Source organism: Testudinibacter sp. TW-1 (assembly GCF_050613185.1).
Lineage (GTDB): Bacteria > Pseudomonadota > Gammaproteobacteria > Enterobacterales > Pasteurellaceae > Chelonobacter.
The window spans coordinates 1,380,168-1,398,647 of record NZ_CP192511.1 but is presented as its reverse complement, the minus strand read 5'-3'; the positions used below and the strand labels follow the sequence as shown (position 1 = coordinate 1,398,647).

Genomic DNA, 18,480 nt, shown 5'->3' with positions numbered 1-18,480 from the left:
TAATCGCTTTTCTAATAAAACAATAATGGTTTGTTGTTATACGTTATAACCTATGGTTATTTCATCTTACGGAATTAAATCGGTCGGTGTGCGGGTTGCCACCTCGGTGCGGCCACTTGTCCGGCGGAAATCCGCATTCGACACCACCCGGTAATGCTCGACCCAAAGTGCGGTCGCGCCGCACACCGCCACCGGAATAATAATAAAATTCAGAAACGGAATAAAGGTACAGATCGAGACCAAGCCGCCGAATGTCAGGTTTAGGCTGCGTTTTTCCGCCAGTTGGTAGCGCATTTGCTTAAACGGGATTTTATGATTGTCAAACGGATAATCACCATATTGAATCGCCGCCATCCAAGCACCGTATAAGAAAAACAGCGGCGGAACCAAGGTTTGCCCGATACCCGGCACGAAGCTGAGAATAAATAAGCCGATAAATTTCGGAAAGGAATAGGCAAATTTTTGCCACTCGCGCAATAAAATACGCGGCGTATCTTTTGCCAAATCCAACATGCCCATGTCATCCAGCGCTTGTCCGGTCAGCATCCGTTCCACTTTCTCCGCCAAAATGCCATTGAACGGCGCGGCGATAAAGCCGGCAAGCAGATTGAAAATAAAGAAAAAAACCAACAACACCGTGACAATCGCCAAAGCATAAATAATATAACCCAGCCAGTCGAGCCACGCCGGCACAAAACTGACCGTCCACGCCGCCAAGCTGCCGATTTGCCCTAACATCACCCAAAACACCAACACTAACAGCACAATATTGATTAAAATCGGCATGATGACAAAACGGCGTAATCCCGGTTGGGTGATCAAATGCCAGCCGCGTAAGAAATATTCCAAACCTTGTTTGAATTCGGATTGATACATGTTTCCTTCCCTTATTCAGTTAACTGTCGCCCACTATAAGTGACTGTCTGGGCGAAAGCAAATAGAAACAAAGCGCAACAGCCCCTACCCTGTTACGGAAAAAATATGATAAGCTACCAAAACCGATCTCTGGTTGTGGTTGTGGGCGTTATTGGTTTCATTCGATGTTCGCCAGTGTGTATGTACCCTGAACAACGTTAAAAAAGAATAGGTTCATAATGGATTCACATATTATTTTAATCATTCTCATCGTACTTATTTTGGTGATTCTCGTCGCTCACGGACTGTGGTCGAGCCGTCGGGAAAAATCACAACTGTTTAAATCCGCGAACACCTTCACCTACGATTCCCGCACCGAAGGGCAGGATCTGCCGGATCGCCATCCGCAAGCCGCGAATGCCGGCGAGCATGGCTATACCACGCCGGAAACAAGCACCACGGCAGCCAACACCGAGTATTCGACACAAGCGGCATACGAAGCACCGCAGCAAGCCAGACAGGAAACAGCACAAGCGCCGGTTTCGGTTGAACAGGCGGTCAGCAAGATTCGGATTACCTTGCCGCAAGCAACGCAAGCGGTTGCAAGTGCGGTTGCGACAACACAAAGCAGCAACGCCGAATCGCTTTCCCGTTCTTCGCTGCTGAATCGCACCATTGCCGACTTAGAACAAGAAATCGACAGCGAAGAAGGCATTAACACCTCCTCCACGATTTTGCGCGAAGAACTGGCGAAGATGACACAGCAAAATAAAATCAACATTACCGAACCGATTGTCGATACTGCGCCAATCAATCCGACCAGTGCCGCCGAAAGCGTGCGTGCCCGGTTGAATCCGCAACCGGTTGCTGTGCCAAACGAAGCCGTTGCGGGCGAAACAAGCCATGCAGAACAACCTCAAGAAGCCGCACCGGCAGCGCCTGTCGCTGAAAAACCCGCCCGCTTAATACTGTATGTGGTTGCCCCCGGCGCCCAAGGTTTCCAAGGCACGCAAGTGGTACAATCGCTGGAAAGCCTCGGCTTCCTGTTCGGGCAGCACCAACTGTATCACCGCCATCTTGATTTGGACGGCAATTCGCCGATTCTGTTCAGTGCCGCCAATATGATGAATCCGGGGATTTTTGATTTGGATAACCTTGCCGATTTCCGCACCGCCGGTTTAGTCTTATTTATGCACCTGCCGTCACCGGGCAGCGATTTGGCAAACTTCCGCTTATTATTACGCGCCGCGCAAACATTGGCGCAACAATTGGGCGGACAAGTACTCAACGACAAGCGCCAACCGTTTGACGAAAGCTCAAAAAATCACTACTTGAGTTTGATTAATTGATCACTTAGGTATAACCGCCACATATCAACCGCACTTTTCGTTAAAAGTGCGGTCTTTATTTAGATATAACAACACCATGAATACACAAACCGTTTCCGAGCAAATTGAACAACTTCGTCGACAACTCCGTCAACATGAATACCTTTATCATGTGTTGGATCAACCGCAAATTCCCGACGGCGAATATGATCGCTTAATGAATCAACTGAAACAGTTGGAAGCGGATCATCCCGAATTGATCACTGCCGATTCGCCGACACAACGGGTCGGGGCGAAGCCGCTAGCCGGCTTTCGCCAGATTACCCATGAACTGCCAATGCTCTCGCTGGATAACGCCTTTTCCGACGACGATTTTTTTGCCTTCACTAAGCGGATTCAAGAGCGATTGGGCAATTCAGATGAACTCACCTTTTGTTGTGAGCCGAAGCTGGACGGTTTAGCCGTCAGTATTTTGTATGTCAACGGCGTACTAAGCCAAGCCTCAACCCGTGGCGACGGCACCACCGGCGAAGATATTACCAATAACATCCGCACCATCCGCAATATTCCATTACAGTTGTTAACGGCACATCCGCCGGCGCGTCTGGAAGTGCGCGGCGAAGTATTTATGCCGCATGCGGCATTTGAACGCCTGAACCAAGATTCGTTGCAACACGGGCAAAAAACCTTTGCCAATCCGCGCAATGCCGCTGCCGGCTCATTGCGTCAGCTGGATCCGAAAATCACCCGTCAACGCCAGTTAAGTTTAAACGCGTACAGTATCGGCATTTCCGAAGGGGTGCAATTACCTGCTACTCATTACGAACGCCTGCAATGGCTGCAATCTATCGGGCTGCCGATTAATAAGGAAATCCGCCTGTGCCGAGGCGAAGCCGAAGTATTGCAATATTACCAACAAATGGGCGCAAAACGTGAGCAACTGGGTTACGACATTGACGGCACGGTATTGAAAGTCAATGAGATTGCGCTGCAAACACAGCTCGGCTTTGTTGCCCGCGCGCCACGCTGGGCGATTGCCTATAAGTTTCCTGCACAGGAACAATTAACCGTGCTGAACAGCGTGGAATTTCAGGTCGGGCGCACCGGCGCGATTACGCCGGTGGCAAAACTCGAGCCCGTCTTTGTCGCCGGCGTCACCGTCAGCAATGCCACCCTGCATAACGGTGATGAAATCGCACGTCTCGGGATCGCGATTGGCGATACCGTGATTATCCGCCGCGCCGGGGATGTGATTCCGCAAATTACCGGCGTTTTATTAGCGCGCCGTCCTGCCAATGCACAGCCGATTCACTTCCCGCAGCACTGCCCGGTGTGCGGCTCGGCGATCGTGCGGATTGACGGCGAAGCGGTGGCACGTTGCACCGGCGGTTTATTCTGCGACGCACAGCGCAAAGAAGCCTTGAAACATTTTGTCTCGCGCAAAGCGTTGGACATTGACGGTGTGGGCGACAAACTGATCGAACAATTAGTTGATCGCGAATTGCTGCACACCCCTGCCGATCTGTTCCGTCTGGATAAAATCACGCTTATGCGTTTGGAACGTATGGGCGAGAAATCGGCACAAAATGCGCTGAACAGCCTGGAAAAAGCGAAAAAAACCACGCTGGCACGGTTTATTTTCGCCCTCGGCATTCGCGATGTCGGCGAAGCCACCGCACAAAATCTCGCCAACCATTTTAAAACGTTAGAGGCAATCCGCGTTGCTGATCAAGAACAGTTAAAAGCAGTGCAGGATGTCGGCGACGTAGTGGCAATGCGGATTTACCTGTTCTGGCAAGAAGCGCACAATGTCAGCGTGGTCGAAGATTTGCTGGCACAAGGCGTGCATTGGGACGCCATCGAAGAAAAAGAGATTGGCGATAACCCGTTGAAGGGTAAAAATGTGGTACTCACCGGCACCTTAACCCAAATGAACCGCGATCAGGCAAAAGCCTATTTGCAACAGCTCGGCTGCAAAGTCAGCGGCAGCGTTTCCTCGAAAACCGATTACCTGATCGCCGGCGAAAAAGCCGGTTCCAAACTGAGCAAAGCGCAAGAATTGGGGGTTCGGGTGTTATCGGAAGCGGAATTTTCGGCGTTAGTGAGTTGAGGAATCAATCATCCCGCCAAAATCTGCGCCAACGGCACATCCCAATGTTCAACCGGCAGTTGTTCAACTTGTTGGCATTGGTGTGCCAAGCCGACCGGAATAAAGCGTTTCCGTTGCCAATGTTGCAAAGTGCGGTCATAGAAACCGCCGCCCATGCCTAAACGGTTACCCTGTCGATCAAACGCCACCAACGGCGTAAATACCATATCCAATTCGGATTGCGGCACCAGTGCGGTAATATCCAAGTGCGGTTCCGGGATGGCAAACGCGTTTGCTTTTAGTCGGGTATCCGGCTGATAGCGGAAAAACAGTAAATGTCCGCTGACAAACGGGTGCAAACGCGGCAAACACACCGTTTTTCCTTGCTGCCATAGCCTTTCAATCAAAAGTGCGGTCGAGATTTCGCCGTTACAAGCGAGATACAAGGCAATGGTTTGCGCCCCGCGCTGTTCAATCAATGCCAACGCTTGTCGGCAAATACGCCGTTCTGCCTGTTGTTGCTGTTCTTGGCTGAGCTGCGAACGTTGCTGACGCATGTGTCGGCGCAAGGCTTGGCGTTGTTCGGCGATCGACGGTGGGGATGTTGTCATAAGTGCGGTCTTGTCATCTGTACAATGTTATCTGTGCAATGTTGTCATCTGTGCGTTGACAGGTTGCGTCAAATCATTCGGCCGATTTGACGAAAGAAAGGAACCCGGAGTGCCGTTGCGAATAATCGGTCCTTGAACCCTACGGTTCAAGGGAGCCAGTCATACCGTCTTCAGGCTTCTCGATCGAGCCGAGCTTGCACACCGACAGTGGGGGACCGACTCTAAAAGTTTAAAGTATCGGCTCAGGGACTTAATCCGCTGACGCACACCCCAGGAAATTTATTATTTAAATACTAGCCTAATTCAACAAAAAGTACCAGTGTTACAACGTGATAATGTGTCCGCCCGCACATTTTTGCGACTATTCGGCGAATATTTACCATCTACAAACGCGTTGTTGCCAATACATCGCTCAAAGAGGCGTCAAGTTGTTGAATCCGTGTAAGCAGACCGTCTTGTTGTACGCTTTTTTGTTTTTCCTGCTGTAATTCAAAAGTCAAATTCAGCGCCACAATCGACAGAATGCGGTCCAGTTGCAAAATACCGGTGCGTTCTTTTAATTCGCCGACCCGCTGTTCCAGCTGAACAGCCGCCGCCCGCAACGCCTCTTGTTGTTCTTCCGGACAATTTAATCGTAAAACCTGACCAAAAATATGGAGTTCGATATTTTTAGACATCTGCTGACCCCGTGATTCATCTATCGTCTATTTTCTAAAAAGTAACGATTATTATGCCACAGTCTGCGATTTTCACCATAGACAAAGATTGTTTTATTGGTCGTCATTAGCTTTGAATGCTAAAATAAAACGTAAATTAACGGGGAAACAATTATGACAACCACAAGCTTAACCTATCAACAACTCGACCAATTATTGCAATCATACCAAATCGGCATGAATGCCGCCGAATTACACGGCTTCCTCAGCGGCATATCCTGTGGCGGATTGCAAGACGACAGCTGGAAAACCTTGGTATATCAATTCACCAACAACGGAAATGCCTATCCCACCGCCTTATTACACAAAGTCGAAGCCTTGCGGGATGAGATCAGCGCCCAACTCGGCGAAGAAAACAGTTTTTCATTTGAGCTTCTGTTAGATGAAAGCGATCTATTCCGTCATGCCGATTCATTGTCCGAATGGGTCAGCCATTTCTTATTGGGCACCGCACTGGCACAACCGCACTTGGATCAACTGGACGAAGAGATCGTTGAAGCCCTACACGATCTGAATGATATTGCCAATCTCGGCTATGATGAAAAGGATCTGCCGGAAGAATTAGACAGTGCCCTGACCGAAATCAGCGAATATGTGCGTGCGGTCGCGCTCTTTTTCTATACGGAATTTACCCATCAAAAAACAGCAATCGAAAAACAATCCCCGACATTACACTAAAAGTGCGGTAACAATATGGACTTAACTTATCTAGCCGAACTGCCGCCGAGCGAATTTTTGCAACGCCGTCAACGTTTAGTGGCGCAATTGCCTGACAACAGCGCCTTGCTTGTGTTTGCGGCACAGGAAAAACAGCGTAACGCCGATAGCCATTATCCGTTCCGCCAAGACAGTTATTTTTGGTATCTGACCGGTTTCAACGAGCCGGATTCGGTGCTGTTATTACGCAAACAAAACGGCAAAAGCGAAAGTGCGGTTTTCCTGCGCCCGTCTGATCCGTTGCTGGAAACCTGGAACGGACGGCGTTTGGGCGTGGAACGTGCGCCGACCGCACTTAATGTCGATTCTGCTTATTCGATTGAAAGCTTACAAACGGAACTGCCTAAATTACTCAACGGACTAACCGCACTTTATCACGCCGACGATCTGCAACCTTGGGGCGATGACGCGGTGAAACACAGCCTGCGTTATGCGCGCGAACATCAACGCCAAGGCTTGCGCGCACCGCTCCAACAGATTGACTGGCGACCGTTGCTCGACGAAATGCGCCTGTTTAAATCGGAACACGAAGTGGCGTTATTGCAGCAAGCCGGGCAAATTTCCGCTTTGGCACACCTGCGCGCGCTGCAACAACTGCGTCCGAATCGCTACGAATACGAATTGGAAAGCGAAATCCTACACGAGTTTAACCGTCACGGCGCACGTTTTGCTTCCTATAACAGTATTATCGCCGGTGGCGAAAACGCCTGTATTTTGCACTACACCGAAAACAATCAACTGCTGCAAGACGGCGATTTGGTGCTGATCGATGCCGGTTGTGAATTTGCGCTGTATGCCGGCGATATTACCCGCACTTTTCCGGTCAACGGGCAATTCAGCCCGGCGCAACGGGCGGTGTATGAGATTGTGCTACAGGCGCAAAAACGCGCGCTTGAGCTGTTAGTGCCGGGAGCAAGCATTTATGCGGTCAATCAAGAAGTGCTGAAAATCAAAGTCGCCGGCTTGGCCAACCTGGGCATTTTGCACGGCGAAGTCGAGGAATTAATCGAACAAAAAGCCTACCTGCCGTTTTATATGCACGGTTTGGGGCATTGGCTCGGTTTGGACGTGCATGATGTCGGTGATTACGGCGAAAACCGCAACCGCACCTTAGAGGCCGGCATGGTTTTGACCGTCGAACCGGGGCTGTATTTAAGCCGCAACAGCCAGATTCCGGCGCAATATCAAGGTATCGGCGTGCGGATTGAAGATAATATTCTAATCACCGAATACGGCAACAAAGTGCTGACCAGTGCCGTGCCGAAAGAGATCGATGAAATCGAAATTTTAATGCAAAAAGAGACGCAATAAAAATAGGGGAAATCGCAATGCAAGCACAACAGTATGATGTGGTGATCGTCGGCGGCGCAATGAGCGGCTGTTGTCTTGCCTTGGCGTTGGCGCAAGGCTTGCCTGAATTACGCCTTGCGATTATCGAAAAAAATCCGCCGCAAGCCGCCAATCGACATCAACAAAAGTGCGGTTTTGACGCGCGCAGTATCGCGCTGTCCCATGGCAGTTGCCAAACACTGCAACAAATCCGTGTTGATACGAATACGAGTCTATGGCAAAACATCGCCCCGTTGGCGGAAGATATCCGGCAAATTCATATCTCCGATTGCGGACATGCCGGTTTGGTCGATCTGTCGGCGCAAGAACTCAATCTCAGCCGTTTAGGCGCGGTGGTTGAACTGTCGGCAGTCGGCGCAGTGTTGTTAAAAGCAATCGCACAACAAGCGAATATCGACTATCTCGCCCCCTGCACCGTGACGCAGATTGAACGTTCGACAGAAAAAGTCAACTTACGTTTAAGCAATCACCAACACCTTGAAACCCCACTTTTAATCGCCGCCGACGGCACACAGTCGGCAGTTGCCAAACAGTGCGGTATTCAGTATCAGATCTTAAACGACTATCAGCAAAGTGCGGTCATCGCCAATGTCAAAAGCACGCAAGCCCATCACGGACGTGCCTTTGAGCGCTTCACCGCACAAGGACCGCTCGCCCTGTTACCGCTGAAAAACGATCGGCTATCGCTGGTATGGTGCCTCAAACAGGCGGATGATGTAATGGTATTGGATGATCAGGCATTTCTGCAACGCCTGCAACGGCAATTCGGCTGGCGCTTGGGGCGGTTTGAACAAGTCGGCAAACGCGTGGCGTATCCATTGGCGTTACAGCAAGCCGAGCGTGCAATTCATCACCGTTTGGCAGTAATCGGCAATGCGGCGCAAACCTTGCACCCGATTGCCGGACAGGGCTTTAATTTGGGCTTGCGTGATGTGGCGGATCTCGCCAAGGTGCTGATTGAAGCGGCACGGCAAGGGCAGGATTTGGGCGAAAGTGCGGTTTTGCAAAGGTATCGGCAACGGCGACAAGCGGATCAGCATAACATCATCAATTTGACCGACGGCTTAGTCAATACCTTCGCCAATGACTTGCTGCCAATGCAAATCGGGCGTAATTTGGGTTTATTGGGCTTGTCGCACAGCCTCGCTCTGCGACAACAATTTATTAAACCGACATTGGGTTGGGTGTAGTTTATATTTCAAGCACAACCGCTTAGGTTACAAAACACGGAGCGATAGACCTTATATGAAAAGTACGGATATTATCATTATCGGCGGCGGCATGGTCGGCTTGGCGGTTGCGGCGGCACTCGCCGACAGTCCGTGTCACATCACGCTTGTGGAAGCCCATCCGCCGACGGAACAATCGATTGGCGAAATCGGCAATCGGGTCAGCGCACTCACCCTCTCCACGCAGAAAATGTTGCAACAATTCGGGGTATGGCAAGCGTTAAAGCAAGGGCGCAGTTGTGCTTATCAACACATGGAAGTATGGGAAAAAGACAGCTTTGCCAAAATCGGTTTCGATTGCCGTTCGCTCGGCTTGGATCAACTGGGCTATATCGTCGAAAACAGCCTGATTCGTTATCAACTTTGGCAAAAAGTCGCACAGCAAGCCAATGTGGAAATCATCAGCGCCAAACCGAAAAGTGCGGTTTGTCATGCGCAATGTGCGGTGCTGACCCTCGATGACGGCGCATTGCTGATGGCGAAACTGTTGGTCGGTGCGGACGGTGCGAATTCTTGGCTGCGGCAACAAGCGGATATTCCGCTGAATTTCCGTGATTACGGACACCACGCGTTGGTCTGCAATGTGGAAACCGCCGAACCGCACTTGCACACTGCGCGCCAAATTTTCAGCGCTGACAGCATTTTGGCATTTTTACCGTTACAGCAACCGCACTTGTGTTCGATTGTCTGGTCACAACCGCCTGAGCTGGCGGCACAGCACCTGAAGATGGACGACGAGGCATTTAATAAAGCGCTTAACATTGCCTTTGATAACCGCTTAGGCTTGTGCCGCGTGGTCGGCAAACGCCAAACCATTCCGCTCACCGCCCGCTATGCGCGCGACTTTGTCAAACAGCGGATTGCCTTGGTCGGCGATGCCGCCCATACCATTCACCCCCTCGCCGGTCTCGGAGTGAATCTCGGTTTTATGGACGCGATGGCATTGGCGCAAGAAATTGAAAAAAATCTGCTACACGGCATGGACATCGGCGAACTGCGCCACTTGCGCCACTATGAACGCTGGCGCAAAAGCGAAGCGGTCAAAATGCTCGCCGCCATGCAGGGCTTTAAATCGCTGTTTAACGACCCTAATCCGCTGAAGAAACTGGTGCGCGGTATCGGCATGAATCTGACCGACCACCTGCCGCTGATCAAAGATCGCCTAATGGCGCAAGCGTTAGGCTTAGAAGGCGATCTGCCGCAAAAAATCAAACAAATGCCGAATGATGTGTTGATTTTTAGTTGAAGGAATATTGAATGCCTGTCATATTACGCTTTAAAGGATATAAATTTTTCTTTTATTCTAATGAGGGAAATCCAAGATAACCTGCACATATTCATGTCAGAAATGCTGAATCGGAGGCTAAGTTTTGGTTAGAGCCACAAATATCATTGGCTCAAAATGACGGATTTAGCGCAAAAGAACTCAAAGAATTATCCCAATGTATTCATGAAAATTCACTTATATTACTGGAGGCATGGAATGGCTATTTCGGCTAAAAATATCAAATTTGACGATGACACTATGTGGGTTGAATTGAGTGATGCCAGAACAATTGGCGTGCCTTTAGTCTGGTTTCCTAAATTACTGAATGCGGATAAATCGGAACTCAAAAACTACGAACTCAGTAAACGCGGCATTCACTGGGAACAACTTGATGAAGATATTTCAGTTGAAGGACTGCTTGCCGGATGTGGGGATTTAACCCATAACTACCACCACGTTGCTTAAATCAATTTTTCAATCTCCAAAAAATGCGGTTTTCCTATCAAGAAAACCGCACTTTGTATTCGATTCGAACGGAATTTAACGTTAGATAATCGCGTAAGCCAAGGTGTAACCGACAAAACAAGCTGTTACCACCCCGATAATCCCCGGAATCATAAAGCTGTGGTTGAAGTAGTATTTGCCGATTTTGGTGGTGCCGGTTACGTCGAAGTTCACGGTGGCGATGTCTGACGGATAATTCGGGATAAAGAAGTAGCCGTAGGTTGCCGGTAATAAACCGATAAGCAACGGTGCCGGCAAGCCGATGGCAAGACCGACCGGCAACATCATACGTCCGGTTGCCGCTTGGCTGTTGATCACCACCGAAACCGCAAACAACGCGAAAGCAAAGGTCCACGGATAGGCTTCCACCATTTCGGTCACGCCGGCTTTAAATGACGGCATTGCATATTGGAAGTACGTATCGCTCATCCACGCAATCCCGAAGATGGCTATCATCGCCACCATGCCGGATTTAAACACCACCCCGTTCGGCACGGTTTGCGGATTGGTTTTGGTTGAGATCAGGATAATACCGCCGAACGCCAACATCATCATCTGAATGATAATCCCCATGGAAATCGCTTTTTTACCTTCGCCGATGGTTCTGACTTCAGGGAAGATCGCCACTACCACAATAATTGCCAATGCCAAGATAAACAGTAAAACGGCGTTACGGGCAGAACTTGGCAACACTTCGTTTAACGTGGTGCTGGTGGTATTGGCAATGCGATCGCTCCACACCGGATCTTTTAAACGGCGTTGATATTCCGGATCGTCTTTCAACTCTTTACCGCGACGCAAGCTGTACAATGACATCATGATCACCCCGGCTAAGGTTGCCGGAATAGTCACGGCGACAATGCTCAATAAAGTCACGTGTTCATAACCCGGTAATTCGACGATTTGGGTCAAATAGTAAACCACCGCCGCAGAAATCGGGCTGCCGGTAATCCCTAATTGAGAAGCGACCGAAGCTGCCGCCATCGGGCGTTCCGGACGAATGCCGTTTTTCAGCGAAACGTCACCGATAATCGGCATAATGGTGTACACCGCGTGTCCGGTTCCCAACATCAAGGTCATGATGTAAGTCACCAGCGGTCCCAAGAATGTCACCATTTTCGGATTACGGCGCAAGATTTTTTCCGCGATTTGCAGCATATATTTTAAACCGCCCGCCGCTTCCAAAATCGCAGCGCAGGTGACCACTGCAATAATGATCAGCATAACGTCAATCGGGGGCGAAGACGGCGGCATACGCAGCACAAACACTTCGATCAACAAACCAATCCCGGAAACCACCCCTAAACCAACCCCGCCGAAGCGGCTACCGATATAGAGCATGATTAAGAGAAATAAAAACTCCAAATACAGCATATATTTTCCTTTGTAAAAAAATGAATAATCGGAGAATATGATACGAAATCCCGATTCGCAAACAAGTGTAAAAGAGTGAAGTTTTGATTTAGCTCACTATTTTTAAGTAGAAGATACATCTTGATTGCAGAATATCTCCATTCTAATAACATTTGGCTAACGAGCACAGAAAAAAACGGAAAACATTGCTGTTTTCCGTTTTAAAAATACATGCCGAAGTTATCAGAACATCATTGTCGAATAAGGTCTTCAAACATTTCCGTTAAACGTTCATCAGCCTTCTGAAGATTTTGTTGAATACGGTACAACCAAGCTTCATGCGCTTGTAAATTCGCCGTTACCTTCTTAGAAATTCGCTGAACTTCTGATGGATTTGTGCCGCCCAATGTCAAATAACTCTCGATCATATTTGCCGGATCCAAGTGTTTAAAAAACGCCTCTTTCGAAAGTGGGAATTCCATTTTTTCTTTCGCCATCTCCAACATAACATCGTCAAAAATAGCGACCGCCGCGTCAAACGGCAACTGTTTAGGCGCTAATTGGTGCTGTCTGCCGTATTTCGTCAATCTCGAAGCAAATTCATGTGCGATTTTAAAGGGTATTCCGGCTTGACGTTGGAGGGAATTGGCAAGCTCTGTGGTTGTCGAATAATCCGCATTCACTTGCGCTAAAGCAGCCTCTTTATCCACCGTTAAGCCGTCTAAAATGGCATTAACGTCTTTTAACATTAAGCAAGCCCGCTCTAATGTTTCCGAGATTTCCGCATTTTTATAATCTGTTAAGCCCGAATTCACATTATGTGAAGAGATACAGGAGCGAAATGCGTCCCCTGTCACTTGACTCGCCAGCAACCGCACTTTATCTAATGACGAAGGATTGCGTTTTTGCGGCATTAATGTACTCGGGCTGTTCAGCGATTCGGTTTCCAGTAGCAACCATGGGCGAGTATGGTGGAATTGAATATGGAGATCCTGAATGAACGTGCCGATTGATAACGCAACCAAGGAGGAAATATAAGCCGCTTCGACCCCGACATCAATCAGTGATAGTTGTGCGGCATCAAACGCATTTTCAACATAACCTTCAAAGCCTAAAAAATCAGCGAGTGAAGCCCGATTAATCGGAAAACTCGATGTTGCCAATGCCGCCGCACCTAGCGGACATTTATTCAATCGTACAAAATAGCTACAGAGTCTATCTGTCGAACGCGCAAGCGTTGCCTCATAACCTAAAAACAGATGCCCTAAGGTTACCGGCTGCGCCTGTACACCATAAGTATAAGACGGCACAATAGTATCCGCGTTATTATCCGCTATTTTCACCAAGCGCTTTCTGGTTTCTAAAGATAAATAATAGAGGTAAAGGAATCGATCGCGTACTAATAAGCGGTGAATTGTCGCGAGCATATCTTGCCAGCTTCGCCCGACATGAATCATCGAGCCTTCCAACCCGGTTAATTCGAATAACATCGGTTGAATTTCATGATAATCATTCGGACGCCGAGAACTGTTCGATAAGCGTTGAATTGCGGAAGCAACCTTTTGCGCAACCTCTTTCGTTATGATTCCTTCCTGCAAGGTCATTAACACAGACGCTTTTTCAATCTGATTAATCCAGTAAAAAGTATCATGGTTAAACATGGTTAACACTCCTTTTTCTGCTTATAAGTGATAGATGAAATGGAACATGCCATTATTCGGAATAACGATTTTTCAGCCAAGCTAAAATCATAATATGCTTTTCCCAAAGGAAAGGAAAGGAAAATATGCTTTAAATATCACCCAATCGCTGTATTTATAGCTATTTTTCCAGCAAAAATAAAAAACGGAGCAATCAAGCTCCGTTCTTTATAAAATGAAAATAATTATAGAATATCCAACAATTCCACTTCAAAGATCAAGGTACTGAACGGTGGAATCGAAGCGCCTGCGCCGCGTTCGCCGTAAGCCAAGTGCTGAGGAATGGTTAAGCGCCATTTCGAACCGATCGGCATCATAGATAAAGCTTCAACCCAGCCGCTGATCACACCGCTGACCGGGAATTCCGCCGGTTGTCCGCGTTGCACCGAGCTGTCAAACACCGTGCCGTCAATCAGGCTGCCGGTGTAATGCACCCGCACTTTGTCTTGGCGGCTTGGCACTGCGCCGTTGCCTTCGACCAACACTTCATATTGCAAGCCGCTTTCGGTTTCTTTCACGCCCGCCATTTTTTTATTTTCGGCTAAGAATTCATTACCAGCCTGTTCGATTTCTTTGAATTGCGCCCGTTGTAATTCTTCCGCTTGCTGTTGCATTTGTTGTAACGCCGCACTCACCGCTTGCAGATCAACCGCCGGTGCATTTTGTTGCAGCGCGTCGTAAATGCCTTTGGCAACCGCTTCGACACTGATATGTAAACCGCTTTGCAACAGTTGTTGTCCCATTTGTAAACCGATACCGTAGCTGCCTTGTTGTTCGGTGCTGTCCAGTTGTACCGCTGCAAAAAATTGTTCGCTCATTGTGTTGTTTTCCTTTTGTTAGTCAAAGTAGTTTAAATTACAGCTTGCGTGGTCTGCGACGGCGTAGCCACAGACATCGCGGCGCCCATTTGTACCGCACTTCCGGCTTGTAATTCGGTTAAAAAATCCAGTTTGTCCGCTTGGAACAGGTTAATCACGGTCGAACCCAAACGGAATGCGCCCATTTCCTCGCCTTTTTTCAACCGAACCGCACTTTGCCCTTCGCTTGGATATTCCCAGCTTTGGATTTTGCCTGCGCGCGGCGGATTGATAATCCCGGCCCACAGCGTGCTGATACTGGCGGTGATGGTTGCGCCGACCAAAATCTGCACCATCGCCCCGAACGGGGTATCAAAATAGCAGATCACGCGCTCGTTGCGCGCAAACAGGTTCGGAATATGCCGCGCCAAAAACGGATTGACCGAAAACAGATCGCCCGGCACGTACACCATTTTGCGCAACACACCGTCACACGGCATATGCACGCGGTGATAATCACGCGGTGACAAATAAGTGGTGATGAATTTGCCGTTTTCAAATAACGGCACTAATGTTTCGTCCTGCGCCAACAAATCGGTTAAGCTGAAAAAATGCCCTTTGGCTTGGAATAATTGCCCGTTGACGATCTCGCCCAATTCGCTGATTCGCCCGTCCGCCGGCAAGCAAACCGCACTTGGGTTGCCGTCAATCGGGCGCGCGTCGGCTTTTAAGCGGCGGATAAAAAATTCGTTAAACGAAGCATATTGCTTCGGCTCGGATTTTTCCGCTTCCTGTAAGTTAATCTTATACTTGGCACTAAACGCCTTGATCGCCAAGTGGGTCACGCTCCCCCACTGTTTTTCGGCAAACCAGCCCGCCAAACGGGTCAGGGCAAATTGCGGCACTAAATATTGAAATGCCACTTTCAAATGTTGCCAATAGCGGTTTTGTGAAACTTGAGTTGTCATAAATTAAACCCTTTTATAATGACATCATGAATAAGCGAAGCAGTATAGCAAGTTTGCGCACGAAGCTAAAGTTAAGTGCGTTAATCAAAATTCAGCAAGTGCGGTCCGAAGGCTGAAAAAAACTTGGCAAAAAATGCATAATTCCTTTTGACTATTTTGGTCTGTACAGTTAATATGCGCACCCTATGCAAAAGGTTAAACTTCCCCTGACTGTCGATCCGGTCAAAGACGCTCAACGTCGGTTGGACTATGTAGGTTACTACGCACCAAACCAGTTAGAACGCTTGCAGGCTTCGGTAAGTCGTGTGCTGAATAATGCACAAGTTAGATTGTCGTTCTCAGTTGATCCGCAACGATTGGTGGTGATGAAAGGTCACGCAACGGTTGAGGTGGAGTTGATTTGTCAACGTTGCGATAAACCTTTTACGATGACATTGGACAGTGAATTTTGCTACAGTCCGGTGTCTAATATGGATCAAGCAGAGCTGTTACCTGAAATTTATGAGCCGATTGAATTTAATGAATTCGGCGAAATCGATTTACGCGACGTAGTGGAAGATGAATTAATGCTTTCCTTGCCGCTGGTGGCAATGCACGATCCTGAACACTGTGAAGTGTCCGTGGCTGAACAGGTCTTTGGCGAATTGCCTGCGGAAGCAGAAAAACCAAACCCGTTCGCTGTATTAGCTAATTTAAAGCGAAAATAATTTAGGAGTATGGCCAATGGCTGTTCAACAAAATAAAAAATCTCGTTCACGTCGTGATATGCGTCGTTCTCACGATGCGTTGACTACCGCTGCAGTTTCTGTTGATAAAGAAACCGGTAAAACCCATTTGCGTCACCATGTAACCGCCGACGGTTACTACCGTGGCCGTAAAGTGATCAATAAGTAATTTCAGATTACTGTTGTCTCCTTTGAGGTAAGCAATTGAATCGTCTAACCCTGGCGTTAGATGTAATGGGCGGGGACTTTGGTCCCCGTATTACTATCCCGGCAAGCCTGCAAGCGTTGGAACATGATCCAATGCTCGATATTCTGCTGTTCGGCGACAGCCAGCTTATTTCCCCTTATCTTGCGAATATTCCCCAGTCTCTGCGCCAACGCATTCGCGTACATCATTGCGATCGCGTGATTAAAAACGAGCAAGGGCTTTCCCATGCACTACGCCATAGCAAAGGCAGCTCAATGCGCCTTGCGATTGAAGCGGTGCGTGACAAACAAGCGCAAGCCTGCGTTAGCGGCGGCGATACCGCGGTATTAATGGGATTGGCAAAAGTGTTATTGCAACCGCTTGCCGGCATTCAGCGCCCGGCACTGGTTTCGAACATTCCGACGATCGACGGCAAGCAAAGTATTATGTTGGATTTGGGTGCCAATATCGATTGCTCGGCTGAAACCTTAATGCAATTCGCACAAATGGGCGCGATTTTCGCCGAAAACAGTTTTAATCTGGTTTATCCGCGCGTTGCATTGTTGAATATCGGCATTGAAGAGTTGAAAGGGCTAAGACATATCCGCGACGCCGCCGATTTGATTCAACGGCAAACCCAACTGAATTATATCGGCTATATCGAAGGCAACCATCTATTGAACGGCTATGCCGATGTAATTGTTTGCGATGGTTTTGCCGGCAATATTGCGTTAAAAACCTTAGAAGGCACGGCAAAAAATCTGTTTGCCTTAATCAAAAACGGCGGCAATACCCGCCCGTCGTGGGCAAAGACCGCACTTAAAAAGTTATTGTTGCCGTGCAGTAAATATCTGCTGAAAAAATATTTCAAGCAGTTCAGCCAGTTTAATCCGGATAAATATAACGGCGCCTCCCTGCTGGGCTTAACCTCGGTCGTGGTCAAAAGCCACGGCAGCGCCAATCAAGCTGCGTTTTTATATGCCATTCAGCAGGCGGCATGGCAAGTGCGCTCGGAGATTCCGGCAAAAATCGCCGCCGGGTTAAATCGCACGCTTTAATTGGTTTAAACGAAAAGAACAATAATATTCACACATCATGAGATGATTATGTTTAGTAAAATTCTAGCTACCGGCAGTTATTTACCGGCAAAAATCAGAACCAATGCCGATTTAGAAAAAATGGTGGATACCTCCGACGAGTGGATCACCACCCGTTCCGGCATTAAAGAACGCCGTATTGCCAGCGAAGAAGAAAGCGTGGCTACCATGGGATTTGCCGCGGCACAACAATGTTTTGCCGCCGCACGGCTCGACCCGAACGAAATTGATTTGGTTTTAGTCGCGACCACCAGCAGCTCGCACGCTTACCCCAGTGCGGCTTGTCAAATTCAGGGGCTGCTGAATATCGACGATGCAATCGCATTTGATGTGGCGGCAGCCTGTAGCGGCTTTATTTACGCATTAAGCGTCGCCGATCAATTTATCCGCAGCGGCAAGGTGAAAAAAGCGTTGGTGATCGGTTCGGATGTTAATTCACGCAACCTCGACGAACAGGACCGCAGCACCGTGATTTTATTCGGCGACGGTGCCGGCGCGGTGATTTTAGAGGCAAGCGAACAGCAAGGCATTATTTCCACCCATTTGCATTCCAGTGCGGACAAAGGCGATATGCTGATTCTGCCGAAAGCAGAGCGCGGCACGCAACAATCCGGCTTTATCCAAATGCAAGGCAATGAAACCTTTAAACTGGCGGTGCGAGAATTGTCAAATGTGGTGGAAGAAACCTTACAAGCCAATAACTTAGATAAAAAAGCGATTGATTGGTTGGTTCCGCACCAAGCCAATTTACGCATTATCGCGGCGACGGCAAAAAAATTAGACATGGATCTGTCGCAAGTAGTGATCACTTTGGATCGCTACGGCAATACCAGTGCCGCCACCATTCCGGTCGCATTGGACGAAGCGGTGCGCGACGGACGGATTCAGCGCGGACAGTTATTGTTATTAGAAGCCTTTGGCGGCGGTTGGACTTGGGGATCGGCGTTGGTCCGTTTTTAACCAAACCGCACTTTGGCTTAACTTTCA

The 18,480-nt window shown here is 48.6% G+C and carries 19 protein-coding genes and 1 other RNA gene; 12 read left to right on the top strand and 8 right to left on the bottom strand.

Going from position 1 to position 18,480, the window contains the following annotated elements:
* Positions 1–66: 66 nt before the first annotated feature.
* Positions 67–876 (bottom strand): sulfate transporter CysZ, encoded by an 810-nt coding sequence (gene cysZ / locus ACQ31U_RS06750; protein WP_431050548.1) that lies wholly within the window; start codon positions 874–876, stop codon positions 67–69.
* Positions 877–1,094: 218 nt separating this feature from the next.
* Between cysZ and zipA the strand changes: the two genes are divergently transcribed.
* Together zipA and ligA are read left to right on the top strand one after the other, a co-directional pair.
* Complete coding sequence (zipA, locus tag ACQ31U_RS06745) at positions 1,095–2,204, top strand: cell division protein ZipA (RefSeq protein WP_431050546.1); 1,110 nt, start codon at positions 1,095–1,097, stop codon at positions 2,202–2,204.
* Positions 2,205–2,280: 76 nt separating this feature from the next.
* Positions 2,281–4,293, top strand: a complete 2,013-nt coding sequence (gene ligA / locus ACQ31U_RS06740) for an NAD-dependent DNA ligase LigA (RefSeq protein ID WP_431050544.1) — start codon at positions 2,281–2,283, stop codon at positions 4,291–4,293.
* A gap of 8 nt (positions 4,294–4,301) precedes the next feature.
* On the opposite strand, the gene ACQ31U_RS06735 is transcribed toward ligA, so the two are convergent.
* The 3 genes from ACQ31U_RS06735 to ACQ31U_RS06725 form a co-directional block, all read right to left on the bottom strand.
* Positions 4,302–4,883: a 5-formyltetrahydrofolate cyclo-ligase gene (locus ACQ31U_RS06735; protein ID WP_431050542.1), complete on the bottom strand. Its 582-nt coding sequence runs from the start codon at positions 4,881–4,883 to the stop codon at positions 4,302–4,304.
* Positions 4,884–4,980: 97 nt separating this feature from the next.
* Positions 4,981–5,163: non-coding RNA, 6S RNA (gene ssrS, locus ACQ31U_RS06730), on the bottom strand.
* A 103-nt stretch (positions 5,164–5,266) separates the two neighbouring features.
* Positions 5,267–5,560: a cell division protein ZapA gene (locus tag ACQ31U_RS06725; RefSeq protein ID WP_431050540.1), complete on the bottom strand. Its 294-nt coding sequence runs from the start codon at positions 5,558–5,560 to the stop codon at positions 5,267–5,269.
* Between the two features lie 153 nt (positions 5,561–5,713).
* On the opposite strand from ACQ31U_RS06725, the gene ACQ31U_RS06720 reads away from it, so the two are divergent.
* The 6 genes from ACQ31U_RS06720 to ACQ31U_RS06695 all read left to right on the top strand — a co-directional run bounded on the left by ACQ31U_RS06720 (position 5,714) and on the right by ACQ31U_RS06695 (position 10,627).
* Positions 5,714–6,277: a UPF0149 family protein gene (locus ACQ31U_RS06720; RefSeq protein WP_431050538.1), complete on the top strand. Its 564-nt coding sequence runs from the start codon at positions 5,714–5,716 to the stop codon at positions 6,275–6,277.
* A gap of 15 nt (positions 6,278–6,292) precedes the next feature.
* A complete protein-coding gene (pepP, locus tag ACQ31U_RS06715; protein ID WP_431050536.1) occupies positions 6,293–7,627 on the top strand; it encodes a Xaa-Pro aminopeptidase in 1,335 nt (444 codons plus the stop codon).
* 17 nt (positions 7,628–7,644) lie between these two features.
* Entirely contained in the window at positions 7,645–8,856 is a 1,212-nt protein-coding gene (gene ubiH / locus ACQ31U_RS06710) for a 2-octaprenyl-6-methoxyphenyl hydroxylase (RefSeq protein WP_431050533.1), read from the top strand.
* A 55-nt stretch (positions 8,857–8,911) separates the two neighbouring features.
* On the top strand, positions 8,912–10,141 hold the full coding sequence (locus ACQ31U_RS06705; RefSeq protein WP_431050531.1) for an FAD-dependent oxidoreductase: 1,230 nt from the start codon (positions 8,912–8,914) through the stop codon (positions 10,139–10,141).
* Between the two features lie 89 nt (positions 10,142–10,230).
* Entirely contained in the window at positions 10,231–10,395 is a 165-nt protein-coding gene (locus ACQ31U_RS06700) for a DUF4160 domain-containing protein (protein ID WP_431054297.1), read from the top strand.
* Entirely contained in the window at positions 10,379–10,627 is a 249-nt protein-coding gene (locus ACQ31U_RS06695) for a DUF2442 domain-containing protein (RefSeq protein ID WP_431050529.1), read from the top strand. Before ACQ31U_RS06700 ends, ACQ31U_RS06695 begins: the two co-directional genes overlap by 17 nt.
* An 81-nt stretch (positions 10,628–10,708) precedes the next feature.
* Here ACQ31U_RS06695 and ACQ31U_RS06690 read toward each other — a convergent pair whose 3' ends face one another.
* The 4 genes from ACQ31U_RS06690 to asd form a co-directional block, all read right to left on the bottom strand.
* A complete protein-coding gene (locus ACQ31U_RS06690) occupies positions 10,709–12,040 on the bottom strand; it encodes an anaerobic C4-dicarboxylate transporter (protein WP_431050527.1) in 1,332 nt (443 codons plus the stop codon).
* A 230-nt stretch (positions 12,041–12,270) separates the two neighbouring features.
* On the bottom strand, positions 12,271–13,680 hold the full coding sequence (locus tag ACQ31U_RS06685) for a lyase family protein (protein WP_431050525.1): 1,410 nt from the start codon (positions 13,678–13,680) through the stop codon (positions 12,271–12,273).
* A 224-nt stretch (positions 13,681–13,904) separates the two neighbouring features.
* The gene (locus ACQ31U_RS06680) at positions 13,905–14,537 is read right to left on the bottom strand and encodes an FKBP-type peptidyl-prolyl cis-trans isomerase (protein WP_431050523.1); all 633 of its coding nucleotides are present in this window, start codon (positions 14,535–14,537) and stop codon (positions 13,905–13,907) included.
* Between the two features lie 32 nt (positions 14,538–14,569).
* A complete protein-coding gene (gene asd / locus ACQ31U_RS06675) occupies positions 14,570–15,484 on the bottom strand; it encodes an archaetidylserine decarboxylase (RefSeq protein WP_431050521.1) in 915 nt (304 codons plus the stop codon).
* Between the two features lie 185 nt (positions 15,485–15,669).
* On the opposite strand from asd, the gene yceD reads away from it, so the two are divergent.
* From yceD to ACQ31U_RS06655, 4 genes are all read left to right on the top strand, one after another.
* The gene (gene yceD, locus ACQ31U_RS06670) at positions 15,670–16,191 is read left to right on the top strand and encodes a 23S rRNA accumulation protein YceD (protein ID WP_431050519.1); all 522 of its coding nucleotides are present in this window, start codon (positions 15,670–15,672) and stop codon (positions 16,189–16,191) included.
* 16 nt (positions 16,192–16,207) lie between these two features.
* Positions 16,208–16,378, top strand: a complete 171-nt coding sequence (rpmF, locus tag ACQ31U_RS06665) for a 50S ribosomal protein L32 (RefSeq protein ID WP_431050517.1) — start codon at positions 16,208–16,210, stop codon at positions 16,376–16,378.
* 65 nt (positions 16,379–16,443) lie between these two features.
* Complete coding sequence (plsX, locus tag ACQ31U_RS06660) at positions 16,444–17,454, top strand: phosphate acyltransferase PlsX (protein ID WP_431054296.1); 1,011 nt, start codon at positions 16,444–16,446, stop codon at positions 17,452–17,454.
* Positions 17,455–17,502: 48 nt separating this feature from the next.
* Positions 17,503–18,453, top strand: a complete 951-nt coding sequence (locus ACQ31U_RS06655) for a beta-ketoacyl-ACP synthase III (RefSeq protein WP_431050515.1) — start codon at positions 17,503–17,505, stop codon at positions 18,451–18,453.
* The last annotated feature ends 27 nt before the right edge of the window (positions 18,454–18,480 follow it).

Bases quoted from the DNA above. Each gene is read 5' to 3' on its own strand.
- yceD (WP_431050519.1), top strand. From the start codon at position 15,670: ATGCAAAAGGTTAAACTTCCCCTGACTGTCGATCCGGTCAAAGACGCT.
- pepP (WP_431050536.1), top strand. From the start codon at position 6,293: ATGGACTTAACTTATCTAGCCGAACTGCCGCCGAGCGAATTTTTGCAA.
- zipA (WP_431050546.1), top strand. From the start codon at position 1,095: ATGGATTCACATATTATTTTAATCATTCTCATCGTACTTATTTTGGTG.
- ACQ31U_RS06685 (WP_431050525.1), bottom strand. From the start codon at position 13,680: ATGTTTAACCATGATACTTTTTACTGGATTAATCAGATTGAAAAAGCG.
- ACQ31U_RS06655 (WP_431050515.1), top strand. From the start codon at position 17,503: ATGTTTAGTAAAATTCTAGCTACCGGCAGTTATTTACCGGCAAAAATC.
- ACQ31U_RS06720 (WP_431050538.1), top strand. From the start codon at position 5,714: ATGACAACCACAAGCTTAACCTATCAACAACTCGACCAATTATTGCAA.
- ubiH (WP_431050533.1), top strand. From the start codon at position 7,645: ATGCAAGCACAACAGTATGATGTGGTGATCGTCGGCGGCGCAATGAGC.
- cysZ (WP_431050548.1), bottom strand. From the start codon at position 876: ATGTATCAATCCGAATTCAAACAAGGTTTGGAATATTTCTTACGCGGC.
- ACQ31U_RS06680 (WP_431050523.1), bottom strand. From the start codon at position 14,537: ATGAGCGAACAATTTTTTGCAGCGGTACAACTGGACAGCACCGAACAA.
- plsX (WP_431054296.1), top strand. From the start codon at position 16,444: ATGGGCGGGGACTTTGGTCCCCGTATTACTATCCCGGCAAGCCTGCAA.
- ACQ31U_RS06725 (WP_431050540.1), bottom strand. From the start codon at position 5,560: ATGTCTAAAAATATCGAACTCCATATTTTTGGTCAGGTTTTACGATTA.
- asd (WP_431050521.1), bottom strand. From the start codon at position 15,484: ATGACAACTCAAGTTTCACAAAACCGCTATTGGCAACATTTGAAAGTG.
- ligA (WP_431050544.1), top strand. From the start codon at position 2,281: ATGAATACACAAACCGTTTCCGAGCAAATTGAACAACTTCGTCGACAA.
- ACQ31U_RS06705 (WP_431050531.1), top strand. From the start codon at position 8,912: ATGAAAAGTACGGATATTATCATTATCGGCGGCGGCATGGTCGGCTTG.
- rpmF (WP_431050517.1), top strand. From the start codon at position 16,208: ATGGCTGTTCAACAAAATAAAAAATCTCGTTCACGTCGTGATATGCGT.
- ACQ31U_RS06695 (WP_431050529.1), top strand. From the start codon at position 10,379: ATGGCTATTTCGGCTAAAAATATCAAATTTGACGATGACACTATGTGG.
- ACQ31U_RS06690 (WP_431050527.1), bottom strand. From the start codon at position 12,040: ATGCTGTATTTGGAGTTTTTATTTCTCTTAATCATGCTCTATATCGGT.
- ACQ31U_RS06735 (WP_431050542.1), bottom strand. From the start codon at position 4,883: ATGACAACATCCCCACCGTCGATCGCCGAACAACGCCAAGCCTTGCGC.